Source organism: Kitasatospora sp. NBC_01266 (genome assembly GCF_036242395.1).
GTDB lineage: Bacteria > Actinomycetota > Actinomycetes > Streptomycetales > Streptomycetaceae > Kitasatospora.
Genome location: NZ_CP108458.1, coordinates 1,791,578 through 1,817,905 on the forward strand (window position 1 = coordinate 1,791,578; position 26,328 = coordinate 1,817,905).

The following is a 26,328-nucleotide window of genomic DNA, read 5'->3' on the forward strand; positions in this document are numbered from 1 at the left end:
TCAGCCGCGCCCCAGGTCGCGGTTGATGAACGCGAACAGCTCCTCGTCGCTCGCGTCCGCCAGCGTGTCCCTGACCGGGGCGGCCGGGGCGGCTGCCGGGTCCTCGGTCGGGGGCGGGGTCGGGAGGGCGGGGCCGGCGTTCCACTGGGTGAGGAGGCTCTGCAGGCGCATCGCCACCTTGGCCCGGACCAGGTTGTCCACGTCTGCGGAGGCCGCCACGGCGTCCAGGCGGTTCAGTTCGGCGAGGAAGGCCTCGCCGGCCGGGGCCTGCTCCGGGAGGAGTTCGGCGCGCAGGTAGCGGACCAGGGCGGTCGGGGTCGGGTGGTCGAAGACCAGCGTCGCGGGCAGGGCCAGGCCGGTGGCCGCGCCGAGTTGGGTGCGGAAGTCCACCGCCGTCAGCGAGTCGAAGCCCATCGCGCTGAACGAGCGGGTCGGCTCGACCGCCGCGCCGGAGGCGTGGCCCAGGGCGAGCGCGGCCTGGGTGCGGATCAGCTCCAGCAGGGCCTCGTCGCGGTCCGCCTCGGCGAGCCCCGCCAGCCGCTCGCGCAGTTGTTCGGCGCTGTCGCTGCGGCCCGCCACCGGGTCGGCCGTCGCCGCCGCCATCGCGTCCAGCGCCTGCGGGACCCCGCGCAGCAGAGAACTTGCACGGGCCGCCGTGATGAGCGGGGTGAAGGTCTCCCAGACCACGTCCGCGACGGTCAGGCAGGTCTCGTCATCGTCCAGCGCGCCTTGCAGGGCGTTCCAGGCGGTGTCGGGGTCGAGCGCCGGCAGCCCCCGGCGGCGCAGGCCCTCGGCCCGCTCGCCGTCGGTGGCCATCCCGCCGCCGCCCCACGGGCCCCAGGCCACCGAGGTGGCCACCCGGCCGCCGGCCCGCCGGTTCACCGCGAGCGCGTCGAGGTAGGCGTTGGCGGAGGAGTAGGCGGACTGGCCGCCGCTGCCCCAGATGCCGGAGATCGAGGAGAAGAGCACGAAGGCGTCCAACTCCGCGTCGGCCAGCAGCTCGTCCAGGTGGCGGGCGCCCGCGACCTTGGCCGCGACCACCTCGGCGAAGGCCGGCAGGTCGGTCTCGGCGATCGTCCCGGAGGCGCCGATCCCGGCGGCGTGCACCACCGCGCGGACCGGGGAGCCGTCCGCCGCCAGGCCGTCGAGCAGCTTGGCCAGCGCGCCGCGGTCCGCGATGTCGCAGGACTCGACGCTCACCCGCACGCCGGAGGCGGTGAGTTCGGCCGCCAGCTCGGCGGCGCCCGATGCCTCGATGCCGCGGCGGCTGACCAGCACCAGGTGCTCGGCGCCGTTCCCGGCCAGCCAGCGGGCGGCCCGGACGCCGAGCGCGCCGGTGCCACCGGTGATCAGCACCGTACCGCGCGGGCGCCAGGACGGCCGGTTCATGGCCGCTGCCGCGCGGGGTGTGCGGACCAGCCGGCGGGCGTGCAGACCGGACGGGCGGATCACCAGCTGGTCCTCACCGTCCACGGCGGCGAGCGCACCGCGCAGTCGCTCCCGGGCGGTCGCGTCGAGCTGTGCCGGGAGGTCGATCACGCCGCCCCAGCGGTCGGCGCTCTCCAGCGCCACCACCCTTCCCATTCCGGCGAGTTGGGCCTGGTCGGGGTGGACCGCCTCGCCGGGCGCGACCGCCGCCCCGCCGCTGGTGACGCACCAGAGCGGTGCGCTGACGGCCGCGTCGCCGAGCGCCTGCACCAGCAGCAGGGTGTGCGCGACACCGGTGGTGATGGCCGGGTGCTTGGGGTGCGCGCTGCGGTCGAGACCGAGCAGCGACAGCACGCCGGACACCGACTCGGCTGTGGTGGCTCGCAGTTGGTCGGCCAGCGCGACCCGGTCGGTGTCCACGTCGTCGACCAGCACCCGGGTCACCGTGGCACCGCGCTCGGTGAGTGCGGTGATCGCCTGCTCCACCAGCGGGAGTTGGGTGCCACCGCCCGGCACCAGCACCAGCCAGCTGCCGGTGGCCGCCACCGGCGACGGGTCGCCGATCGCCTCCCAGCGCACCCGGTAGCGCCAACCGTCCAGCACCGAGTGCTCCTTGCGGCGGCGACGCCAGGAGGAGATGGCGGGCAGCAGCTCGCTGAGCGGCTGGGCCGGGTCGATCGCCAACTCGCTGCCGAGCGCGGCCAGGTCCTGCCGCTCGATCGCGTCCCAGAAGCTGCCCGCCTCCGCGTCCGGAGTGGACCCGGCGGCGGCAGCGACCGGGGTGCCCGAGCCCAGCCAGTAGCGGTCGCGCTGGAAGGCGTAGGTCGGCAGGTCCACCCGCTGGGCGCCGGTGCCGGCGAAGTACGCCTGCCAGTCGAGCCGCAGGCCCCGCACGTGCAGGCGGGCGACGGCGGTGGCCAGGGTGTGCACCTCGGCGCGCCCGGCCCGCTGGACCGGGGTCCAGGCGGGGTCGGCGGCCATCGCGGTGAGGACACCGTCGGGGCCGAGTTCGGCGAAGGTGCCGACGCCCTGCTCCTGGAGGGTGGCGACGCCGTCGGCGAAGCGGACGGCCTCGCGGACGTGGCGCACCCAGTAGTCGGGGGTGGTGAGGTCGGCGGTGAGGGTGCCGGTGAGGTTGGAGACCACCGGGATGCGCGGGGCGGTGTAGGTGAGGGACTCGGCGACCGCGCGGAACTCGGCCAGCATCGGGTCCATCAGCGCGGAGTGGAAGGCGTGGCTGACGGTGAGGCGCTTGACCTTGCGGCCCTCGGCGCGGAACCCCGCCTCGAGAGAAGCGACATCTGCCTCGGCGCCCGAAACGACGATCGAGTCAGGCCCGTTGACGGCGGCGATGTCCACCGTGCCACTGAGGGCGACGCGGACCTCGTCCTCGGTGGCCTGCACCGCGAGCATCGCGCCACCCGCCGGCAGCGCCTGCATCAGCCGGCCACGAGCGGCCACCAGCGTGCAGGCGTCCTCAAGCGACCAGACACCCGCGACGTGCGCGGCGGCCAACTCACCGATCGAGTGACCCGCGAGGTAGTCCGGCCGGACGCCCCAGGACTCCAGCAGCCGGAACAGCGCCACCTCGATCGCGAACAACCCGGCCTGCGTGTAGACGGTCTGGTCGAGCAGCTCGGACTCGGTGTCGAACAGCACCTCCCGCAACGGGCGTTCCAGCTCCGCGTCGAACCGCTCACACACCTCGTCCAGCGCGGCAGCGAACACCGGGAAGGCGTCGCGGAGTTCACGCCCCATCCCGGCCCGCTGGCTGCCCTGGCCGGAGAAGACGAAGGCTGTCAGCCCCTCGGCCTTCATCCCGGTCGCCACCGCACCCGAGGCCCGCCCCTCGGCGAGCGCGTCCAGGCCGTCCAGCAGCTGCGCCCGGTCGTCGGTGACGACGGCGGCCCGGTGCTCGAACGCCGCGCGGCTGGTGGCCAGCGAGTAGGCGGTGTCCAGCAGGCTCAACTCGGGCTCGGCGCGCAGCCGGGCGGCGAGTCCGCGGGCCTGCTCGCGCAGCGTGTCGGCGCTGCGGGCGGAGAGCGTGACGGTGGCGGTCGACCGGCTGTCGGGCCCGTGCGCGTCGGCCGCGCGGTGCGGCTCGGCGACCGGGGCGACGTCCTCGATGATCGCGTGCACATTGGTGCCGCTGATGCCGAAGGCCGAGATGCCGGCCCGGCGCGGCCGGTCCGCCGACGCCGTCCAGGCCACCTCCTCGGTGAGCAGGCGCACCGCGCCCGCCGTCCACTCCACGTGCGAGGTCGGCTCGTCCACGTGCAGGGTGCGCGGCAGCAGTTCGTGCCGCATCGCCATCACCATCTTGATGATCCCGCCGACGCCGGCCGCCGACTGCATGTGGCCGAGGTTCGACTTGAGCGAGCCGAGCAGCAGCGGGTTCGCAGCGTCGCGGTCGCGGCCGTAGGTGGCCAGCAGTGCCTGCGCCTCGATCGGGTCGCCCAGCGGCGTTCCGGTGCCGTGCGCCTCGACCACGTCGACCTGGTCCGCCGTCAGCCGGGCGTTGGCCAGCGCCTGGCGGATCACCCGCTGCTGAGCGGGGCCGTTGGGGGCGGTCAGGCCGTTCGAAGCGCCGTCCTGGTTGACGGCCGTGCCGCGCACCACCGCGAGCACCGGGTGCCCCTGGCGTCGCGCCTCGGAGAGCGGCTCGACCAGCAGCATGCCGACGCCCTCGGCCCAGCCCGTGCCGTCCGCCGACTCCGCGAAGGACTTGCACCGGCCGTCGGCGGCCAGCCCGCGCTGGCGGCTGAACTCGGTGAACATCCCCGGCGTCGCCATCACCGCCGCGCCGCCGACCAGCGCCATCCCGCACTCGCCCTGCCGCAGCGCCTGGACGGCCAGGTGCAGCGCGACCAGGGAGGAGGAGCAGGCGGTGTCGACCGTCATCGACGGGCCTTCGAGCCCGAAGGTGTAGGAGAGGCGGCCGGAGACCACGCTGCCGGTGTTGCCGGTCAGCAGGTGGCCTTCCAGGCCGTCCGGCAGCTCGCCGGAGAGAACAGAGCCGTAGCCGGAGGGCGCGGCGCCGATGAAGACGCCGGCCTGGCGCCCGCGCACGGTGGCCGGGTCAAGCCCTGCTCGCTCGAACACCTCCCACGCCGTTTCGAGCAGCAGGCGCTGCTGCGGGTCCATGGCCAGCGCCTCGCGCGGCGAGATCCCGAAGAACGCGGCGTCGAAGCCGGCCACGTCGTAGAGGAAGCCGCCCTCGCGGACGTAGGAGGTGCCGGCCCGGTTCAGCTCGGCGTCGAAGAGGCCGTCCACGTCCCAGCCACGGTCGGTCGGGAACCCGGACACCGCATCGCCGCCGCTCGCCACCAGCTCCCAGAGCTCCTCGGGCGAGCGGACGCCACCCGGGAAGCGGCAGCTCATGGCCACGATCGCGATCGGGTCCTCGGCGGTGCCGACGGGCTGCGCGACGGTGGCCGCGGGGGCCGCAGCCGTGCGGTCGGGCGTGTCGGCGCCCGGCAGTTCGGCGCCCAGGTGCAGGGCGAGCGCGGCGACGGTCGGGTGGTCGAAGACCAGGGTGGCGGGCAGCCGAAGGCCGGTCGCCGCGTTCAGGCGGTTGCGCAGTTCGACGGAGGTGAGCGAGTCGAAGCCCAGGTCCTTGAAGGCCCGGTCCGCCTCGACACCCGCGACCGAGCTGTGCCCCAGGACGGCGGCGACGCTCGCCCGGACCAGGTCGAGCAGCGCCCGTTCCCGCTCGGCACCGGCCAGCCCGGCGAGCCGCTCGAGCAGGCCCCCTTGCTCGCCGCGCGAGTCGCCGGTGGCGGCGACCCGACGCCGGGTGACCCGGACGAGTTCGCGCAGCAGCAGCGGCACGCCGTGCTCCGCGCCACGCTCGCGCAGCGTGGCCAGGTCCAGGCGCGCCGGGAGCAGCAGCGCCTCGGCACTGGCCCGCGCCGCGTCGAACAGGCCCAGACCCTGGTCCGGGCTGAACGGCAGCACCCCGGCTTCGGCCATCCGGCGCAGGTCGGCCTCGGTCAGCTCCTCGGTCATGCCACCGCCGGACTGCTGCCACGGGCCCCAGGCGAGCGAGCTCGCGGGCAGGCCGAGCGAGCGGCGGTGGGCGGCCAGGGCGTCCAAATAGGCGTTGGCCGCCGCGTAGTTGGCCTGACCGGCGCCACCGAAGACACCGGAGGCGGAGGAGAAGAGCACGAAGGCGGACAGGTTGTGATGGAGCGTCAGTTCGTGCAGGTGGCGGGCGGCGTCGGCCTTGGGCGCCCGGACGGCGGCCAGCCGCTCGGGGGTCATGCCCTCGATCAGACCGTCGTCCAGCACACCGGCCGTGTGCACCACCGCCGTCAGCTCGCGACCGGCGATCGCGCGGGCGAGCGCGTCGCGGTCGGCGACGTCGCAGGCCACGGCCTCGGCGGTGGCGCCCAGTTCGGCGAGGTCGGCGAGCAGCTCGGCGGCGCCGGGCGCCTCGGGGCCACGGCGGCTGAGCAGCAGGAGGTTGCGGGCGCCGTGCTCGGTGACCAGGTGGCGGGCGACCAGGGCGCCGAGCGAGCCGGTGCCGCCGGTGACCAGCACCGTGCGCTCGGGGTCCAGCGACTGCGGGACCGTGAGCACGACCTTGCCGATGTGCTTGGCCTGGCTGACGAAGCGGAACGCCTCCCGGGCCTGGCGCACGTCCCACACCCGGACGGGCAGCGTCTCGATCGTGCCGGACGCGAACAACTCCAGCAGCTCGGCGAGGAGTTCACCGATCCGCGCCGGGCCGGCCTCGACCAGGTCGAACGCCCGGTAAGCGACACCCTCGGGGACGTCCGTGCGGATGTCGGTCTTGCCCATCTCCAGGAACCGGCCACCACGCGGCAGCAGGTCCAGCGAGGCGTCCACGAACTCACCCGCGAGGGCGTTCAGGACCACGTCCACACCCTGGCCGTCCGTGACGGCCAGGAACTTGTCACGGAAGCCGAGGTCACGCGAGGACGCGATGTGGTCCTCGTCGAGGCCGAGTTCGCGCAGCGTGTCCCACTTGCCCGGGCTCGCGGTCGCGAAGACCTCCGCGCCCAGGTGACGGGCGAGTTGGATCGCCGCCATACCCACACCACCGGCGCCCGCGTGCACCAGCACCCGCTCACCGGCCTTGACCGCACCCAGATCCGACCACGCGTACAGCGCCGTCAGGAAGACGATCGGCACCGACGCCGCCCGCGCGAACGACCACCCGGCCGGAACCGGCGCCACCATCCGGTGGTCCGTCACCGCGAATGGCCCGAACCCACCACCGAACATCCCCAGCACCCGGTCACCAACGGCCAGCCCGGCAACTCCCGGGCCCACCTCGGCCACCACACCCGCGCCCTCGATACCCAGCGGCGCCACCACCGGATACATGCCCAGCGCGTTCAGCACATCACGGAAGTTCACACCACCGGCCCGCACCGCGATCCGGACCTGACCCTCGGCCAACTCCTCGATCGGTGCCTCGATGAGCTCCAACGCCTCCAACGTGCCACGCTCGACACTGTCCAACCGCCACGCCACCGCACCAGCCGGCACCGCGAGTTCACCCGCCGTGTCCGCCCGGGAGAGGCGCGGCGCGAGGACCTGGCCGGCCCGCAGCGCCAGCTGCGACTCGCCCGAGGCCACTGCCCTTGGCAGCGCCGCCCACGACTCCGCCGAGCCGTCGACGTCCACCAGCACCACCCGGTCCGGGTGTTCGGACTGCGCCGAACGCACCAGGCCCCAGACGGCGGCGGCCTCGAGGTCCGCCACGCCCTCACCGGTGGTCGTGGCGACCGCCGCGCGGGTCAGCAGCACCAGGCGCGCGCCGGCATACCGCTCGTCGGCCAGCCAGCCCTGGAGCAGCTCCAGCGTCTGCGGCGGCGTGCCGGCGCAGGCCGCCAGCACCGAGGCCCCGGCCGGGTCGGCCGACGGCAGTCCCGTGCCCAGCGTGTCCTCGCCGAGCAGCGCCCAGCCCTCGGGCGTCCCGGCGCCGACCGGGACCGCCGACCAGGCGAGCCGGAAGAGCGAGTCACCGCGCGTGTCGGGTGCCTTGAACTGGTCCGACGTCACCTGCCGCAGCACCAGCGACTCCACCGCGAGGATCGGTGCGCCCGACTCGTCCGCCGCGAACAGCGACACGCCGTCGGTACCCGTCCGCGACAGGCGCACCCGCAGGGCAGCGGCGCCCGAGGCGAAGAGCGACACGCCCGACCAGGAGAACGGCAGTCCACCGCTCCGCTGCGACACGCCGTCGCCGTCCCTGTCGCCATCGCCGTCGCCATCGCCCGCCGCCGGGTCCGCGTTCAGCGCGGTGGCGTGCAGGGCGGCGTCCAGCAGCGCCGGGTGCAGGCCGAAGCTGTCGGCAGCAGCGCCCTCCGGCAGCGCGACCTCGGCGAACACCTCGTCGCCACGCCGCCAGGCGGCCCGCAGGCCCTGGAAGGACGGGCCGTAGGCGAACCCGCGCTCGGCGAAGTCGGGGTAGAGCGTCCCGACCGGCACAGCAGTCGCGCCACTCGGCGGCCAAGCAGTCAACTCGGCGCTGGTGGGCGGCTCCTGACGGGTCCCGGTGAGCGTGCCGGTCGCGTGCCGGCGCCAGTCGGCGTCGTCCTGGAGCAGGGAGTGGATGCTCAGCGAGCGCACACCGTCCTGCTCCTCCGCGCCGACCCGGACCTGCACCTGAACGGACTCGCCCTCGGCGAGCACCAGCGGTGCCTCCAGCACGAGTTCGTCCACCCCGTGGCTGCCGACCTGGTCGGCGGCGCGCATGGCGAGCTCGACGAAGGCGGTGCCCGGCAGCAGGACATGGTCCATGATCCGGTGCTCGGCGAGCCACGGGTGGGTCGAGAGCGACAACCGACCGGTCAGGACGGCGCCTTCACCGTCGGCGAGAGCAACGGCCGCCCCGAGCAGCGGGTGGTCGGTGGCCCGCAGGCCGAGTTCCGTCACGTCCCCCGAGAAGCCGGTGGCCATGGTCGGCCAGTAACGCGCGTGCTGGAAGGCGTAGGTGGGCAGGTCGACGTGCGCGGTGCCGGTGAAGAGCGCGGACCAGTCGACTGTCGTGCCGCGCACGTAGGCACGGGCCACGGCGCCGAGCAGCGTCTCCACCTCGGCGCGACCGGCGCGCGCGAGGGGGAGCGCCACGGTCTCGTCCGGCACGAGGGCGGAGAGGACGGTGTCCGGGCCCAGTTCCAGGAAGGTGCGCACGCCCTCCTCCTGGAGGGTGGCGACGCCATCGGCGAACCGGACCGCCTCACGGACGTGGCGCACCCAGTAGTCGGCAGAGGTGAGGTCCTCGAAGCCGCCGGTGAGGTTCGAGACCACCGGGATCGTCGGCGCGTTGTAGGTGAGGGACTCGGCGACGGCGCGGAACTCCGCCAGCATCGGGTCCATCAGCGCGGAGTGGAAGGCGTGGCTGACCGTCAGGCGCTTGACCTTGCGGCCGGCGGCACGCCAGGTGGTCTCCAACTGCGCGATGTCGGCTTCGGCGCCGGAGACGACGATCGACTCGGGGCCGTTGACGGCCGCGATATCGACGTAGCCGGCCAGCGCGTTGCGGACCTCGTCCTCGGTGGCCTGGACGGCGAGCATCGCGCCACCCGCCGGCAGCGCCTGCATCAGGCGGCCACGAGCGGCCACGAGCGTGCAGGCGTCCGCCAGCGACCAGAGGCCCGCGACGTGCGCGGCGGCCAGCTCACCGATCGAGTGCCCCGCCAGGATGTCCGGGGTGACGCCCCAGGACTCCAGCAGGCGGAACAGCGCGACCTCGATCGCGAACAATCCCGCCTGGGTGTAGACGGTCTGGTCGAGCAGCGCGGACTCGGTGTCGAACAGCACGTCCCGCAGCGGGCGTTCCAGCTCCGCGTCGAACCGCGCGCAGACCGCGTCCAGCGCGTCCGCGAACACCGGGAACGCGGCGTAGAGTTCACGCCCCATCCCGGCCCGCTGACTGCCCTGCCCGGAGAAGAGGAACCCGGTCCGGCCCTCGACCACCGAACCCACCACCACACCCGAGACCTCACCGCCCTCGGCCACCGCCGCCAACCCCGCCAGCAGTTCACCACCGTCCGAACCCAGCACGACCGCACGCTGCTCGAACCCGGCCCGCGACACCGCCAACGCCCGACCCACACCCGCCACCGAAGCATCAGCATCCAAGTGCTCCACCAACCGCCCGGCCTGCCCACGCAGAGCCGCGACACCACGCCCCGACACCACCCACGGCACCACCGGAGCACCCGCCACCACCATCGAGACCTCCGCCTCCGGCGCCTGCTCCAGCACCACATGCGCGTTCGTCCCACTCATCCCGAACGACGACACACCCGCACGACGCGGACGCCCAACCTCCGGCCACACCATCGCCTCGGTCAGCAACTCAACCGCACCCGCCGACCAATCCACATGCGGCGACGGCGCATCCACATGCAACGTACGCGGCAACACACCATGCCGCATCGCCAACACCATCTTGATCACACTCGCCACACCCGAAGCAGCCTGCGTGTGACCGATATTCGACTTCAACGACCCCAACAACAGCGGCTGTTCAGCCGACCGCCCCTGACCATAGGTGGCCAGCAGCGCCTGCGCCTCGATCGGGTCACCAAGTGCCGTTCCGGTCCCGTGCGCTTCAACGACATCGATCTGATCCACTGTCAACTGGGCATTCGCCAGCGCCTGCCGGATCACCCGCTGCTGCGACGGACCATTCGGCGCCGTCAACCCGTTCGACGCCCCATCCTGATTGACCGCAGTCCCCCGCACCACCGCCAACACCTGATGACCGAGCCGCCGAGCATCACTCAGCCGCTCCACCACCAACATCCCGACACCCTCACCCCAACCCGTGCCATCAGCACCAGCCGCGAACGCCTTGCACCGACCATCCATCGCCAACCCACGCTGACGACTGAACTCGATGAACGCACCCGGCGTCGACATCACCGTCACACCACCGGCCAACGCCAACTCACACTCACCACCACGCAACGCCTGCACCGCAAGATGCAACGCCACCAACGACGACGAACACGCCGTATCCACCGTCACCGCCGGACCCTCAAGCCCGAACGTGTAGGACAACCGACCCGACACCACACTCGCCGCGTTACCCGTCCCCAGATGACCACCCAACTCCTCCACCGCACCCGCCAGCAGACCCGCGTAATCCTGACCGTTCGTCCCCACGAACACACCCGTACGCGAACCCCGCACCGACCACGGCGACACACCCGCCCGCTCGAACGCCTCCCACGACGTCTCCAACAACAACCGCTGCTGCGGATCCATCGCCAACGCCTCACGCGGCGAAATCCCGAAGAACGCGGGATCGAAGTCGGCCACCTCCGCCAGGAAGGCGCCGACGTTGACATACGCGGTACCTGGGTGGTCCGCGTCCGGGTGGTAGAGCCGTTCCAGGTCCCAGCCACGGTCGGTCGGGAACGGCCCGACCGCGTCGGCCTCATCCATCATCAGCTGCCACAGTCCTTCGGGCGAGACGATCCCGCCCGGGAACCGGCACGCCATGCCCACGATCGCGATCGGCTCATCCACCACCGCACCCGCACCCGCGCCCGCGACCGCCGCCGGCGCTCCGGCCTCGGCGTCCACGCCGGCGAGCTGCTGGGCGAGGTGCCGGGCCAGCACGGCGGGGGTGGGCTGGTCGAAGACCAGGGTCGGCGCCAGCGCGAGGCCGGTACTGGCGACCAGGCGGTTGCGCAGCTCGACCGCCATCAGCGAGTCGAAGCCCAACTCCTTGAACGCACGCTCCGGTTCGACGGCAGCCGCCGACTCATGACCGAGCGCCGAGGCCGCCGCGGACCGGACGAGCTCCAGCAGCTGGCGCTCCCGTTCGGCCGGGGTCAGGCCGAGCAGGCGGGCAGCGAACGCGCTGCTCCGAGCCGCCGGGCCGGACGTGGCCTCCGCCGCCCCGCTGATGGCCTGCTGGGCCTCCGGGATCTCGGTGAAGAACTCGCTGCCACGCAGCGCGGTGAAGGCCGGCGCGAACCGCGCCCAATCCACGTCCACCACCACCGCGTTGACATCATCACCCGCCAACGCGCACTCCAGCGCCAGCAACGCCCCCGCCGGAGCCAACGCACCCAACCCACGCCGACCCAACTCACCCACCGCAGCACCACGAGCCGCCATACCGACCTCGGCCCACGGACCCCACGCCACCGACACACCCGCCAGCCCACGACCACGCCGCGCCGCCACCAACGCGTCCACAAACGCATTTCCGGCCGAATACGCCGCCTGACCGCCACTCCCCCAGATACCCGAGATCGAGGAGAAGACCACGAACGCGTCCAACTCACGCTCGCCCAGCAGCTCGTCCAGCAACGCCGCACCGCAGACCTTCGCCGCGACCACGGCGGCGAACTCCTCGGCGCTCGTGTCGCCGAGGGCCTGGCCGGTGTCGAGGCCGGCGGCGTGGAACACCGAACGAAGCGGGTACTCCTCGGTGTCGAGCTGCCGCAGCAACCCGGCCAGCGCCTCGCGGTCGGCCACATCACACGCGGCCACCGTCACCTCAGCACCCAGCGCCCGCAGCTCCGCCGCCAACTCCACTGCCCCCGGAGCCTCCAGACCCCGACGACCGGTCAGCACCAGATGCTCGGCGCCACCACGCACCAGCCAGCGCGCGACCTCGCCACCGAGGCCACCCGTGCCACCCGTGATCAGCGCCGTGCCACGCGGACGCCAGCCAGAACCGCCTGCCGCAGCGCGCACCAGGCGCCGGGCGAACACGCCCGACCCGCGCACCGCCAGCTGATCCTCAACACCCTGCCCCAGCACCGCACAGAGCCGCGCACCCGCACGCTCGTCCAACACCGCCGGAAGATCCAGCAGCCCACCCCACAGCTGCGGGAACTCCAACCCCGCCACCCGGCCCAGACCCCAGAGCAGACCACCAGCGGGAGCTGACAGAACGTCAGACTTGCCGGTCGACACGGCGCCCCGCGTCACGCACCACAGTCGACCGCCGACACCGGCCTCGCCCAGCGCCTGGAGCAGCTCCAGCGTCGGGCCCATCGCCGACTCCACACCCGCAGTAGCGGCAACACCGCTGTCCTCCAGCGCCAGCAGCGACACCACACCGGCGAACTCGCGCCCGGCCAACCGGTCAGCCAGCGACTCACGATCATCACCAGCACCCGCCACCAGCACCTCAACCCCGGCACCAGCAGCACCCAGCGCACCCTCAACCCACCGACACACCTCACCCCCGGCAGCAGCACCCTCAGGCACCACCACCAACCACCCACCACTCAGACCGGCCGCGGCCCCCAACTCCACCGCACGCCACACCACCCGATACCGCCAACCATCCACCACCGACCGCTCACGCCGCGCCCGACGCCACGACGAAATCGCCGGCAACACCGCACCCAACGGCTCACCAACCCCACCACCAAGCTCCAACTCCGCACTCAGAGCCGCAACATCACCCCGCTCCACCGCATCCCAGAACCGCACCTCCGCCACATCCGACGCAGCAGCCTGAGACGCCACCGCCTGCGGCACGGCCGAAGCCGCCGCCAGCCAGAACCGCCGGCGCTGGAAGGCGTAGGTGGGCAGGTCGACGCGCTGGGCGCCGGTGCCCGCGAAGTAGGCGTTCCAGTCGACGCGCACGCCCTGGACGTGCAGCCGGGCCACGGCGGCGGCCAGCGACTGCGCCTCCGGGCGGCCGGCCCGCTGGGTGGGGATACCCTCGGCCAGCGCGGACAGCACACCGTCCGGGCCGATCTCCAGGAACGTGCCGACACCCTGCTCACGCAGGGCGCTGACGCCGTCCGCGAAGCGCACGGTCTCCCGCACATGACGCACCCAGTACTCCGGAGTGGTCAGATCGCCACCACTACCCGAGACCACCGGGATCCGGGGCCGGGCGTAGCCCAGGGACTCGGCGACCGTACGGAACTCGGCCAGCATCGGATCCATCAGCGCGGAGTGGAAGGCATGGCTGACCGTCAGCCGCTTCACCCTGCGGCCCTCGGCACGGAACGCCGACTCCAGCGCCGCGACAGCCGCCTCGACACCCGACACGACCACCGAGTCGACACTGTTGATCGCCGCGATGTCGACCCCGTCGACCAGCGCGGCACGCACCTCGGCCTCGCTGCCCTGCACCGCGAGCATCGCACCACCCGCCGGCAGCGCCTGCATCAAGCGACCACGCGCGGCCACCAGCTTGCAAGCGTCCTCCAGCGACCAGACCCCCGCCACATACGCGGCGGCCAACTCACCGATCGAGTGCCCGCCCAGGAAGTCCGCACGCACACCCCACGACTCCACCAGCCGGAACAGCGCCACCTCGACCGCGAACAACCCCGCCTGCGTGTACACCGTCTGGCCCAGCAGCGCCGACTCGCTGTCGAACAGCACCTCCCGCAACGGCCGTTCCAGTTCCGCGTCGAACTGCGCGCACACCTCGTCCAGCGCGTCCGCGAACACCGGGAACGCGTCGTAGAGTTCACGCCCCATCCCGGCCCGCTGACTGCCCTGCCCCGAGAACAGGAACGCCGTCTTCCCCGCCGCCCCCGGCGCAGCCACGCCGAGAACAGCGGTCGAGGTCTCCGGCTCGCGGGCGAACGCGTCGAGGTTGGCCAGCAGTTCGGCCTGGTCACGGCCGAGCACGACGGCGCGGTGCTCCAGCGCCTGCCGGTGGGTGGCCAGCGAGTAGGCGGTGTCGAGCGCCGAACCGGCGGACTGCCGCAGGTGCTCCGCCAGGCGCTGCGCCTGTGCGGCCAGGCCGGCCGCGTCCTTGCCGGACAGCAGCCAGGGCAGGTACCGGCCGTCAGCAACCGTTGCGGACGGCGCGGGCTCCGCCACCGCCACCGCTACCGCAGCCGCCGGCGGCTCCTCGATGATCACGTGGGCGTTGGTGCCGCTGATGCCGAAGGACGAGACACCCGCGCGCCGCACCCGCCCGCCGGCGGGCCAGGCGGCCGGCTCGGTCAGCAGGCTGATGGTGCCGGCGGTCCAGTCGACCTGGCCGCTGGGCTGGTCCACGTGCAGGGTCTGCGGCAGCAGTTCGTGCCGCAGCGCCATGACCATCTTGATGATGCCGCCGACACCGGCCGCCGCCTGGGCGTGACCGAGGTTCGACTTGAGCGAGCCGAGCAGCAAGGGCTGCTCCGAGCCCCGCTCCCGGCCGTAAGTAGCGATCAGCGCCTGGGCCTCGATCGGGTCGCCGAGGCGGGTGCCGGTGCCGTGCGCCTCGACCGCATCGATCTGATCAGACGTCAGGCCGCCGTTGGCCAGCGCCTGGCGGATCACCCGCTGCTGAGCGGGGCCGTTGGGAGCGGTGAGGCCGTTCGAAGCGCCGTCCTGGTTGACGGCGGTGCCGCGCACCACCGCGAGCACCTGGTGGCCCAACCGCTCGGCGTCGCTGAGGCGTTCGACCAGCAGCATGCCGACGCCCTCGGCCCAGCCGGTGCCGTCGGCCGAGTCGGCGAAGGACTTGCAGCGGCCGTCCGCCGCCAGGCCCTGCTGGCGGCTGAACTGAACGAACATGTTGGGCGAGGCCAGGATCGCGGCGCCGCCGACCAGCGCCATTCCGCACTCGCCCTGCCGCAGTGCCTGGACGGCGAGGTGCAGCGCGACCAGGGAGGAGGAGCAGGCGGTGTCGATGGTCATCGCCGGGCCCTCGAGCCCGAAGGTGTAGGCGAGTCGACCGGAGACCACGCTGCCCGCGTTGCCGGTGAGCAGGTGGGCCTCGATCTCCTCGGGGGCCTGGCCGACCAGCGGGCCGTAACCCTGGAAGGCGGCACCGATGAAGACGCCGGTCCGGCTGCCGCGCACGGTGGCCGGGCTGATGCCCGCGCGCTCGAAGACCTCCCAGCTGGTCTCCAGCAGCAGGCGCTGCTGCGGGTCCATGGCGAGGGCCTCGCGCGGGGCGATACCGAAAAAGCCGGGGTCGAACTGGTCGGCTTCGTAGAGGAATCCGCCACTGCGGGTGTAGCTGGTGCCGGAACGCTCCGGATCCGGGTCGTAGAGGTTCTCCAGATCCCAGCCGCGGTTCACCGGGAACTCGCCGATGGCGTCCCGGCCTTCGGCGACCAGCTGCCAGAGCGCCTCGGGCGAGTCCACGCTCCCGGGGTAGCGGCAGGCCATCCCGACGATCACGATCGGGTCGTCGGTCGGGCGGTCCGAGGAGTCGGCGGACCGGCCGGACGGCACGGGGAGTTGGGCCTCCTCGACCCCGCCGAGCAGTTCCACTTCGAGGAAGGCGGCCAGCGAGGCGGCGGTCGGGTGGTCGAAGACGAGAGTGGCGGGCAGCCGAAGGCCGGTGGCGGTGTTCAGGCGGTTGCGCAGTTCGACGGAGGTGAGCGAGTCGAAGCCCAACTCCTTGAAGGCCCGGTCGGGTTCGACCGCCTTGGCGCTCGCGTGGCCGAGGACGGCCACCGCCTGTGCCTGCACCAGGTCCAGCAGAACGCGAGCGCGGTCGGCGCCGGACAGCGGGGCGAGCTGCTGGAGCAGGGACGACTGGCCCGCACCGCGAGCCGCCGTCTCCACCGCCCGACGCCGGGCCGGGCGCACCAGTCCGCGCAGCAGGCTGGGCACTCCGGCATCGCCGGCATCGGCTTGCAGAGCAGACAAGTTGAGGCGGACCGGAACCGTGACGGCACGGGCAGCGGTGCGGCCGGCGTCGAAGGCGGCCATGCCCTGCTCGGCGTCGAACGGCAGCAGGCCACTGCGGGCCATCCGCTGCAGGTCCGCCTCGCCGAGGTCACCGGTCATGCCGCTGCCGGACTGCTGCCACGGGCCCCAGGCGAGTGAGCTCGCGGGCAGGCCGAGCGAGCGGCGATGCACGGCCAGCGCGTCCAGGTAGGCGTTGGCCGCCGCGTAGTTGGCCTGACCGACACTGCCCAGCACCCCGGCGATCGAGGAGAACAGCACGAAGGCGGACAGGTCATGATGGAGCGTCAGTTCATGCAGGTGGCGCGCGGCGTCGGCCTTCGGGGCCCGGACGGCGGCCAGCCGCTCGGGGGTCATGCCCTCGATCAGACCGTCGTCCAGCACACCGGCCGTGTGCACCACCGCCGTCAGCTCGCGACCGGCGATCGCGCGGGCGAGCGCGTCGCGGTCGGCGACGTCGCAGGCCACGGCCTCGGCGGTGGCGCCCAGTTCGGCGAGGTCGGCGAGCAGCTCGGCGGCGCCGGGCGCCTCGGGGCCACGGCGGCTGAGCAGCAGGAGGTTGCGGGCGCCGTGCTCACGCACCAGGTGGCGGGCGACCAGGGCGCCGAGCGAGCCGGTGCCGCCGGTGACCAGCACCGTGCGCTCGGGGTCGAGTTGCCGCGGGACCGTGAGGACGACCTTGCCGATGTGCTTGGCCTGGCTGACGAAGCGGAACGCCTCCCGGGCCTGGCGCACGTCCCACACCCGGACGGGCAGCGTCTCGATCGTGCCGGACGCGAACAACTCCAGCAACTGGGAGAGGAGTTCACCGATCCGCGCCGGGCCGGCCTCGACCAGGTCGAACGCCCGGTAAGCGACACCCTCGGGGACGTCCGTGCGGATGTCGGTCTTGCCCATCTCCAGGAACCGGCCACCACGCGGCAGCAGGTCCAGCGAGGCGTCCACGAACTCACCCGCGAGGGCGTTCAGGACCACGTCCACGCCGTCCCCGCCGGTCACGGCCAGGAACTTCGCGGCGAAGGACAGGTCACGCGAGGACGCGATGTGCTCCTCGTCCAGACCCAGCGAGCGCAACGTGTCCCACTTGCCCGGACTCGCGGTCGCGAAGACCTCCGCGCCCAGGTGACGGGCCAGCTGGATCGCCGCCATACCCACACCACCGGCACCCGCGTGCACCAGCACCCGCTCACCGGCCTTGACCGCCCCCAAGTCCGACCACACGTACAGCGCCGTCAGGAAGACGATCGGCACCGACGCCGCCCGCGCGAACGACCACCCGACCGGAACCGGCGCCACCATCCGGTGGTCCGTCACCGCGAACGGCCCGAACCCACCACCGAACATCCCCAGCACCCGGTCACCAACGGCCAGCCCGGTGACGCCCGGACCCACCTCGGCCACCACGCCGGCGCCCTCGATACCCAGCGGCGCCACCACCGGATACATGCCCAACGCGTTCAGCACATCACGGAAGTTCACACCACCGGCCCGCACCGCGATCCGGACCTGACCCTCGGCCAACTCCTCCACCGAGGACGGAACCAGCTCCAACGCCTCCAACGTGCCACGCTCGACACTGTCCAACCGCCACGCCACCGCACCAGCCGGCACCGCGAGTTCACCCGCCGCATCAGCACGCACCAACCGTGGCGCCAAGGCCACACCCGCACGCAGCGCCAGCTGCGACTCGCCCGAAGCCACCGCCCCCGGCAGCGCCGCCCACGACTCCGCCGAGCCGTCCACATCCACCAACACCACCCGGTCCGGGTGTTCCGACTGCGCCGAACGCACCAGACCCCAGACCGCCCCAGCCTCCAGATCCACCACACCCGGATCCGCATCCACCGCAACAGCCCCACGCGTCACCACCACCAGACGCGCACCCCCACCAACACCCTGAAGCGCCCCCAGCACCACCTCCACCGACGCACCGCACACCACCAGCACCGAAGCCGAGACCTCAACACCCGACACCAGACCAGTGCCCAGCGTGTCCTCACCCCACAGCGCCCACCCCTCGGTGGTCGCCTCCGGGTCCGCCTCGGCGGCAACCCACTCGATGGCGAACTGGTCGTCCGCGCCGAGGCCGGCCGCGGGCTTCAGCTGCGCAGCGGTGACCGGGCGCAGCACCAGGGAGTCCACAGCGGCCACCGGCGCGCCGGACTGGTCGGCGACGAGCAGCGACACGCCGTCGGTACCCGTCCGCGACAGGCGCACCCGCAGGGCAGCGGCCCCCGAGGCGAAGAGCGACACGCCCGACCAGGCGAACGGCAGGCGGCCACGCCCGGACTCCGTGTCGGCATCGGCCAGCAGGTCGCCCACCGCGATCGCGTGCAGCGCGGCATCCAGCAGCGCCGGATGCAGGCCGAAGCCCTCGACCCCGGTCCCCTCCGGCAGCGCGACCTCGGCGAACACCTCGTCACCGCGCCGCCAGGCGGCCCGCAGGCCCTGGAACGACGGGCCATAGGCGAACCCGCCCTCGGCCAGGCCCGGGTAGAGCGCGTCGACGCCGAGCGCGACGGCACCGGCCGGCGGCCACTCGGTCAGCGCGGCGGAGGTGGCCGGCTGGGCGTGGCCCGTCGACAGCACACCGCTGGCGTGCCGCACCCACATGCCGTCGGTCGACGGCTCGTCGGCGCGCGAGTGCACACTGACCGGACGCAGCCCGGTCTCGTCGGGAGCGCCGACCCAGACCTGCACCCGGGTCGCGCCGTGGGCCGGCAGGATCAGCGGGGCGTGCAGCGTCAGCTCGTCCACCCGGTCGCTGCCGACCTGGTCGGCGGCGCGCATGGCGAGTTCCACGAAGGCGGTGCCCGGCAGCAGGACGTGGTCCATGATCCGGTGCTCGGCGAGCCACGGGTGGGTCTTCAGCGAGAGCGAACCGGTCAGCAGGTAGCCGTCGGTGTCCACCAGCCGGACCGCGGCACCGAGCAGCGGGTGGTCGGCCGCGCTCAGGCCCAGGCCGCAGGCATCGCCGATCGCGGTGCCCATGGTCGGCCAGAAGTCCTCGTGTTGGAAGGCGTAGGTGGGCAGGTCGACCTGGGCGGTGCCGGTGAAGAGCGCGGACCAGTCGACGGCCGTGCCGCGCACGTAGACGCGGGCCAGGGCGCTGAGCAGCGTCTCCACCTCGGCGCGACCGGCGCGCTGGGTGGGGATGCAGGTGGTCTCGCCGGCCATCGCGGAGAGCACGCCGTCGGGGCCCAGCTCCAGGAAGGTGCGCACGCCCTCCTCCTGGAGGGTGGCGACGCCATCGGCGAACCGGACCGCCTCACGGACGTGGCGCACCCAGTAGTCGGCAGAGGTGAGGTCCTCGAAGCCGCCGGTCACGTTCGAGACCACCGGAATACGCGGTGCGCTGTACGTCAGCGACTCGGCGACGGCGCGGAACTCCGCCAGCATCGGGTCCATCAGCGCGGAGTGGAAGGCGTGGCTGACCGTCAGGCGCTTGACCTTGCGGCCGGCGGCACGCCAGGCCTGCTCCAGCGCCGCGACCTCCGCCTCGGCGCCGGAGACGACGATCGAGTCAGGCCCGTTGACGGCGGCGATGTCCACGGCGCCACTCAGCGCCGCCCGGATCTCCTCCTCGCGCCCCTGCACCGCGAGCATCGCGCCACCCGCCGGCAGCGCCTGCATCAGGCGGCCACGAGCGGCCACGAGCGTGCAGGCGTCCGCCAGCGACCAGAGGCCCGCGACGTGCGCGGCGGCCAGCTCACCGATCGAGTGCCCCGCCAGGATGTCCGGGGTGACGCCCCAGGACTCCAGCAGGCGGAACAGCGCGACCTCGATCGCGAACAATCCCGCCTGGGTGTAGACGGTCTGGTCGAGCAGCGCGGACTCGGTGTCGAACAGCACGTCCCGCAGCGGGCGTTCCAGCTCCGCGTCGAACCGCGCGCAGACCGCGTCCAGCGCGTCCGCGAACACCGGGAACGCGGCGTAGAGTTCACGCCCCATCCCGGCCCGCTGACTGCCCTGCCCGGAGAAGAGGAACCCGGTCCGGCCCTCGACCACCGAACCCACCACCACACCCGAGACCTCACCGCCCTCGGCCACCGCCGCCAACCCCGCCAGCAGTTCACCACCGTCCGAACCCAGCACGACCGCACGCTGCTCGAACCCGGCCCGCGACACCGCCAACGCCCGACCCACACCCGCCACCGAAGCATCAGCATCCAAGTGCTCCACCAACCGCCCGGCCTGCCCACGCAGAGCCGCGACACCACGCCCCGACACCACCCACGGCACCACCGGAGCACCCGCCACCACCATCGAGGCCTCCGCCTCCGGCGCCTGCTCCAGCACCACATGCGCGTTCGTCCCACTCATCCCGAACGACGACACACCCGCACGACGCGGACGCCCAACCTCCGGCCACACCATCGCCTCGGTCAGCAACTCAACCGCACCCGCCGACCAATCCACATGCGGCGACGGCGCATCCACATGCAACGTACGCGGCAACACACCATGCCGCATCGCCAACACCATCTTGATCACACTCGCCACACCCGAAGCAGCCTGCGTGTGACCGATATTCGACTTCAACGACCCCAACAACAGCGGCTGGCCATCCGACCGCCCCTGACCGTACGTCGCCAGCAACGCCTGCGCCTCGATCGGGTCACCAAGAGCCGTGCCGGTCCCGTGCGCCTCCACCACATCAACCTCAGCCGCCGACAGACCCGCCGAAGCCAGCGCCTGCCGGATCACCCGCTGCTGCGACGGACCATTCGGCGCCGTCAACCCGTTCGACGCCCCATCCTGATTGACCGCAGTCCCCCGCACCACCGCCAACACCTGATGACCGAGCCGCCGAGCATCACTCAGCCGCTCCACCACCAACATCCCGACACCCTCACCCCAACCCGTGCCATCAGCACCAGCCGCGAACGCCTTGCACCGACCATCCATCGCCAACCCACGCTGACGACTGAACTCGATGAACGCACCCGGCGTCGACATCACCGTCACACCACCGGCCAACGCCAACTCACACTCACCACCACGCAACGCCTGCACCGCAAGATGCAACGCCACCAACGACGACGAACACGCCGTATCCACCGTCACCGCCGGACCCTCAAGCCCGAACGTGTAGGACAACCGACCCGACACCACACTCGCCGCGTTACCCGTCCCCAGATGACCACCCAACTCCTCCACCGCACCCGCCAGCAGACCCGCGTAATCCTGACCGTTCGTCCCCACGAACACACCCGTACGCGAACCCCGCACCGACCACGGCGACACACCCGCCCGCTCGAACGCCTCCCACGACGTCTCCAACAACAACCGCTGCTGCGGATCCATCGCCAACGCCTCACGCGGCGAAATCCCGAAGAAGTCGGCGTCGAAACCGCTCGCGCCGCTCAGGAAGGCGCCGTGCCGCGAGTAGGTGTGGCCGGCCTTTCCGGGCTCGGGGTCGTAGAGGGCCTCCAGGTCCCAGCCACGGTCGGTCGGGAACGGCCCGACCGCGTCGGCCTCGTCCATCACCAGCCGCCACAGACCCTCCGGCGACAGCACACCGCCCGGGAACCGGCACGCCATGCCCACGATCGCGATCGGCTCATCCGCCACCACGCCAGCACCCGCGCCCGCCTCGATCGTGACACCCGCCGTGACACCCGCGAACTGGGCGAGCAGGTGCTGGGCGAGCACCTGCGAGGACGGGAAGTCGAAGACCAGGGTGGACGGCAGCTGCAGACCGGTGGTCGCGGCCAGGCGGTTGCGCAGTTCGACGGCGGTCAGCGAGTCGAAGCCCAACTCCTTGAACGCGCGGCCGGGTTCGACGGCCTCAGCCGAGCGATAGCCGAGGACAGCCGCGACCTCAGTACGGACGGCGTCCAGCACCAGGCGCTCCCGGTCGGCCTCGACCGCCTCGACCAGCCGCTGCTCCAGTGCGCTGCGGGCCGCCGAGCCGCTCGCGCCAGCGGCACCGGCAGCACCCTGCTCCAGCGCGGTGGACGCCTCCGGGATCTCGGTGAAGAACTCGCTGCCGCGCAGCGCGGTGAAGGCCGGCGCGAACCGCGCCCAATCCACGTCCACCACCACCGCGTTGGCATCATCACCCGCCAACGCGCACTCCAGCGCCAGCAACGCCCCCGCCGGAGCCAGCGCACCCAGCCCGCGCCGACCCAACTCACCCACCGCAGCACCACGAGCCGCCATACCGACCTCGGCCCACGGACCCCACGCCACCGACACCCCGGCCAGCCCACGACCACGCCGCGCCGCCACCAACGCGTCCACGAACGCGTTCCCGGCCGAGTACGCGGCCTGGCCGCTGCTACCCCAGATACCGGAGATCGAGGAGAAGACCACGAACGCGTCCAACTCACGCTCGCCCAGCAGCTCGTCCAGCAGCGCCGCACCGCAGACCTTCGCCGCGACGTCGTTCGCCAGGGTGACCGCGTCCAGTTCGGTGAGCGGGGCGTAGTCCGCGACACCGGCGGCGTGGACGACCGCGCGCAGCGGCTCCTCCTCGGTGTCGAGCTGCCGCAGCAGCCCGGCCAGCGCCTCGCGGTCGGCCACATCGCACGCGGCCACCGTCACCTCAGCACCCAGCCCGCGCAGCTCCGCCGCCAACTCCGCAGCCCCCGGGGCCTCCAGACCCCGACGACCGGTCAGCACCAGATGCTCCGCGCCACCACGCACCAGCCAGCGCGCGACCTCACCACCCAGACCACCCGTGCCACCCGTGACCAGCACCGTGCCACGCGGACGCCAACCGTCCCCACCCGCCACACCGGCCACAGCGCGCACCAGGCGCCGGGCGAACACGCCCGACCCCCGCACCGCCAGCTGATCCTCAACACCCTGCCCCAGCACCGCACAGAGCCGCGCACCCGCACGCTCGTCCAACACCGCCGGGAGATCCAGCAGCCCACCCCACAGCTGCGGGAACTCCAACCCCGCCACCCGGCCCAGACCCCAGAGCAGGCCGGCCGACTCAGCCGTCACCAGATCCGAACGGCCGACCGAGACGCCACCTCGCGTCACGCACCACAGCCGACCGCCGACACCGGCCTCGCCCAACGCCTGGAGCAGCGCCAGCGTCGACCCCAGCACGGAGACAACTCCCGCTCCGTCGCCGACAGCACCCCCCGCCAGGCCCAGCAGCGACACCACACCGGCGAACTCCCGCCCGGCCAACCGGCCCGCCAGCGACTCACGATCATCACCAGCACCCACCACCAGCACCTCAACCCCGGCACCAGCAGCACCCAGCGCACCCTCAACCCACCGACACACCTCACCCCCGGCAGCAGCACCCTCAGGCACCACCACCAACCACCCACCACTCAGACCGGCCGCAGCCCCCAACTCCACCGCACGCCACACCACCCGATACCGCCAACCATCCACCACCGACCGCTCACGCCGCGCCCGACGCCACGACGAAATCGCCGGCAACACCGCACCCAACGGCTCACCAACCCCACCACCAAGCTCCAACTCCGCACTCAGAGCCGCAACATCACCCCGCTCCACCGCATCCCAGAACCGCACCTCCGCCACATCCGACGCACTGGAAGCCCTGGCGGCACCGGCGGCACCGGCCTCGACAGCAGGCCGCTCGGACGGCATCAGCCAGAACTGCTCGTGCTGGAAGGCGTAGAGCGGCAGTTCGACCCGGCGAGCGCCCGAACCGGCGAAGTACGCCGCCCAGTCGACACCGACACCCTGCACGTGCAGACGGGCGACAGCCGCCGCCAGGGTCCGCGCCTCGGGACGACCCGCGCGCTGGGTGGGGATACCGTCGGCCAGCGCGGACAGCACACCGTCGGGGCCCAGCTCCAGGAAGGTCCGCACCCCCTGCTCGCGCAGCGTGCGCACCCCGTCCGCGAACCGCACCGCTTCCCGGACATGGCGCACCCAGTAGTCGGCGGAGGTCAGTTCCTCGAAGCCGCCGGTCACATTCGAGACCACCGGAACGCGCGGCGCGCTGTAGGTCAGCGACTCGGCAACCGCCCGGAACTCGGCCAGCATCGGATCCATCAGCGCCGAGTGGAAGGCATGACTGACCGTCAGCCGCCTGACCTTGCGGCCCTCCGCCCGCCACGCGGCCTCCAGCGCCGCGACCTCCGCCTCGGCGCCCGAAACCACCACAGCCTGAGGCCCGTTGACAGCGGCGACGTCCACCGCTTCACCCAGTGCCGCCCGGACCTCGTCCTCACTCCCCTGCACCGCGAGCATCGCACCACCCGCCGGCAGCGCCTGCATCAGGCGGCCACGCGCCGCCACCAGCTTGCATGCGTCCGCCAGCGACCAGACACCCGCCACATACGCCGCCGCCAACTCACCGATCGAGTGCCCGGCCAGATAGTCCGGAGTCACCCCCCAGGACTCCACCAGCCGGAACAGCGCCACCTCGACCGCGAACAACCCCGCCTGCGTGTAAACCGTCTGGTCCAGCAGCGCCGACTCGGTGTCGAACAGCACCTCCCGCAACGGCCGGTCGAGCTCAGCGTCGAACCGCTCACACACCTCGTCCAAAGCTATCGCGAACACCGGGAACGCGGCATACAACTCACGCCCCATCCCGGCCCGCTGGCTGCCCTGCCCCGAGAACAGGAACGCCGTCCCGGCCTCCGGCACCACGGCGCCGCAGTTCACCGAGGCGGTCGCCTCGCCGCGCGCCAGGGCGGCCAGGCCGTCGAGCAGTTCGTCCCGGTCCGCCGCCAGCACCGCGGCACGCTGCTCCAGCGCGCCTCGGCTGGTGGCGAGCGAGAACGCGGTGTCGAGCGCGCCCAGTTCGGGCTGCCGGCGCAGGTGGGCGAGCAGCCGGTCGGCCTGGGCCCGCAGCGCGGCCTCGCCCCGGCCCGAGACCAGGAACGGCAGCACGCCCGCCGCCGGGGCGGCCGTCGGGGCAGGCTCGGCCTCGGCCCCGCTCTCGACCTCCGCCGGGGCCTGCTCCAGGATGGTGTGCGCGTTGGTGCCGCTGACGCCGAACGAGGAGACCGCGGCCCGGCGCGGCCGACCGGTCTCCGGCCATTCCTGACGCTCCGTCAGCAGCTCGACCGCGCCCGCCGTCCAGTCCACGTGCGGGGTCGGCGCGTCCACGTGCAGGGTCTGCGGCAGCACGCCGTGCTGCATCGCCATGACCATCTTGATCACGCTGGCGACACCCGAAGCCGCCTGGGTGTGGCCGATGTTGGACTTGACCGAGCCGAGCAGCAGGGGCTTCTCCGAGCCCCGCTCCTTGCCGTAAGTGGCGATCAGCGCCTGGGCCTCGATCGGGTCGCCCAGCGTGGTGCCCGTGCCGTGCGCCTCGACCACGTCGATCTGATCGGCCGTCAGGCGGGCGTTGGTCAGCGCCTGACGGATCACCCGCTGCTGCGACGGACCGTTGGGGGCCGTCAGTCCGTTCGACGCGCCGTCCTGGTTGATCGCCGAACCGCGCACCACCGCGAGGACCTGGTGCCCCAGGCGGCGGGCGGCCGAGAGGCGCTCGACCAGCAGCATGCCGACGCCCTCGCCCCAGCCGGTGCCGTCGGCCGCCGCCGCGAACGGCTTGCAGCGACCGTCCCGGGCCAGACCGCCCTGGCGGCTGAACTCGATGAACGCGCCGGGGGTGGACATGATCGTCACGCCGCCGACCAGGGCCATCGTGCACTCGCTCTGGCGCAGTGCCTGGCAGGCCAGGTGGAGGGCGACCAGCGAGGAGGAGCAGGCGGTGTCCACGCTGACGGCGGGACCCTCGAGGCCGAAGGTGTAGGAGAGCCGGCCCGAGACGACGCTGGCCGCGCTGCTGGTGGCCAGGTAGCCCTCGCCGCCCTGCGGGGCCTCGCCGAGCAGGGCGGCGTAGTCCTGGCCGTTGGTGCCGACGAAGACGCCGGTGCGGGTGCCGCGCAGGGTCGCGGGGTCGATGCCGGCGTGCTCGAAGGCCTCCCAGCCGGTCTCCAGCAGCAGGCGCTGCTGCGGGTCCATCACCAGGGCCTCGCGCGGCGAGATGCCGAAGAAGCCGGGGTCGAACCGGTCGGCCTCGTAGAGGAAGCCGCCGTGCTGGGCGTAGCTGGTGCCGCTGCGCAGCGACTGCGGGTCGTAGAGCTCGGCCAGGTCCCAGCCTCGGTTGGCGGGGAACTCGCCGATGGCGTCGGTGCCGCCCGCCACCACCTGCCACAGGTCCTCGGGCGAACGCACGCCGCCGGGCAGGCGGCAGGCCATGCCGACGATCGCGATCGGCTCCCGCTCGGCCTCCTCGACCTCGCGGATCCGCTCGTTGGCGTCGTTGAGTTCGGTCACGACGCGCTTGAGGTATTCGCGGAGCTTGTTTTCGTTCGTCGCCATCGC

Annotated in this window: 1 protein-coding gene; it reads right to left on the bottom strand. The window is 72.8% G+C overall.

Going from position 1 to position 26,328, the window contains the following annotated elements; genetic code table 11:
* Complete coding sequence (locus OG403_RS07530) at positions 1-26,325, bottom strand: type I polyketide synthase (protein ID WP_329562487.1); 26,325 nt, start codon at positions 26,323-26,325, stop codon at positions 1-3.
* Positions 26,326-26,328 lie beyond the last annotated feature (3 nt).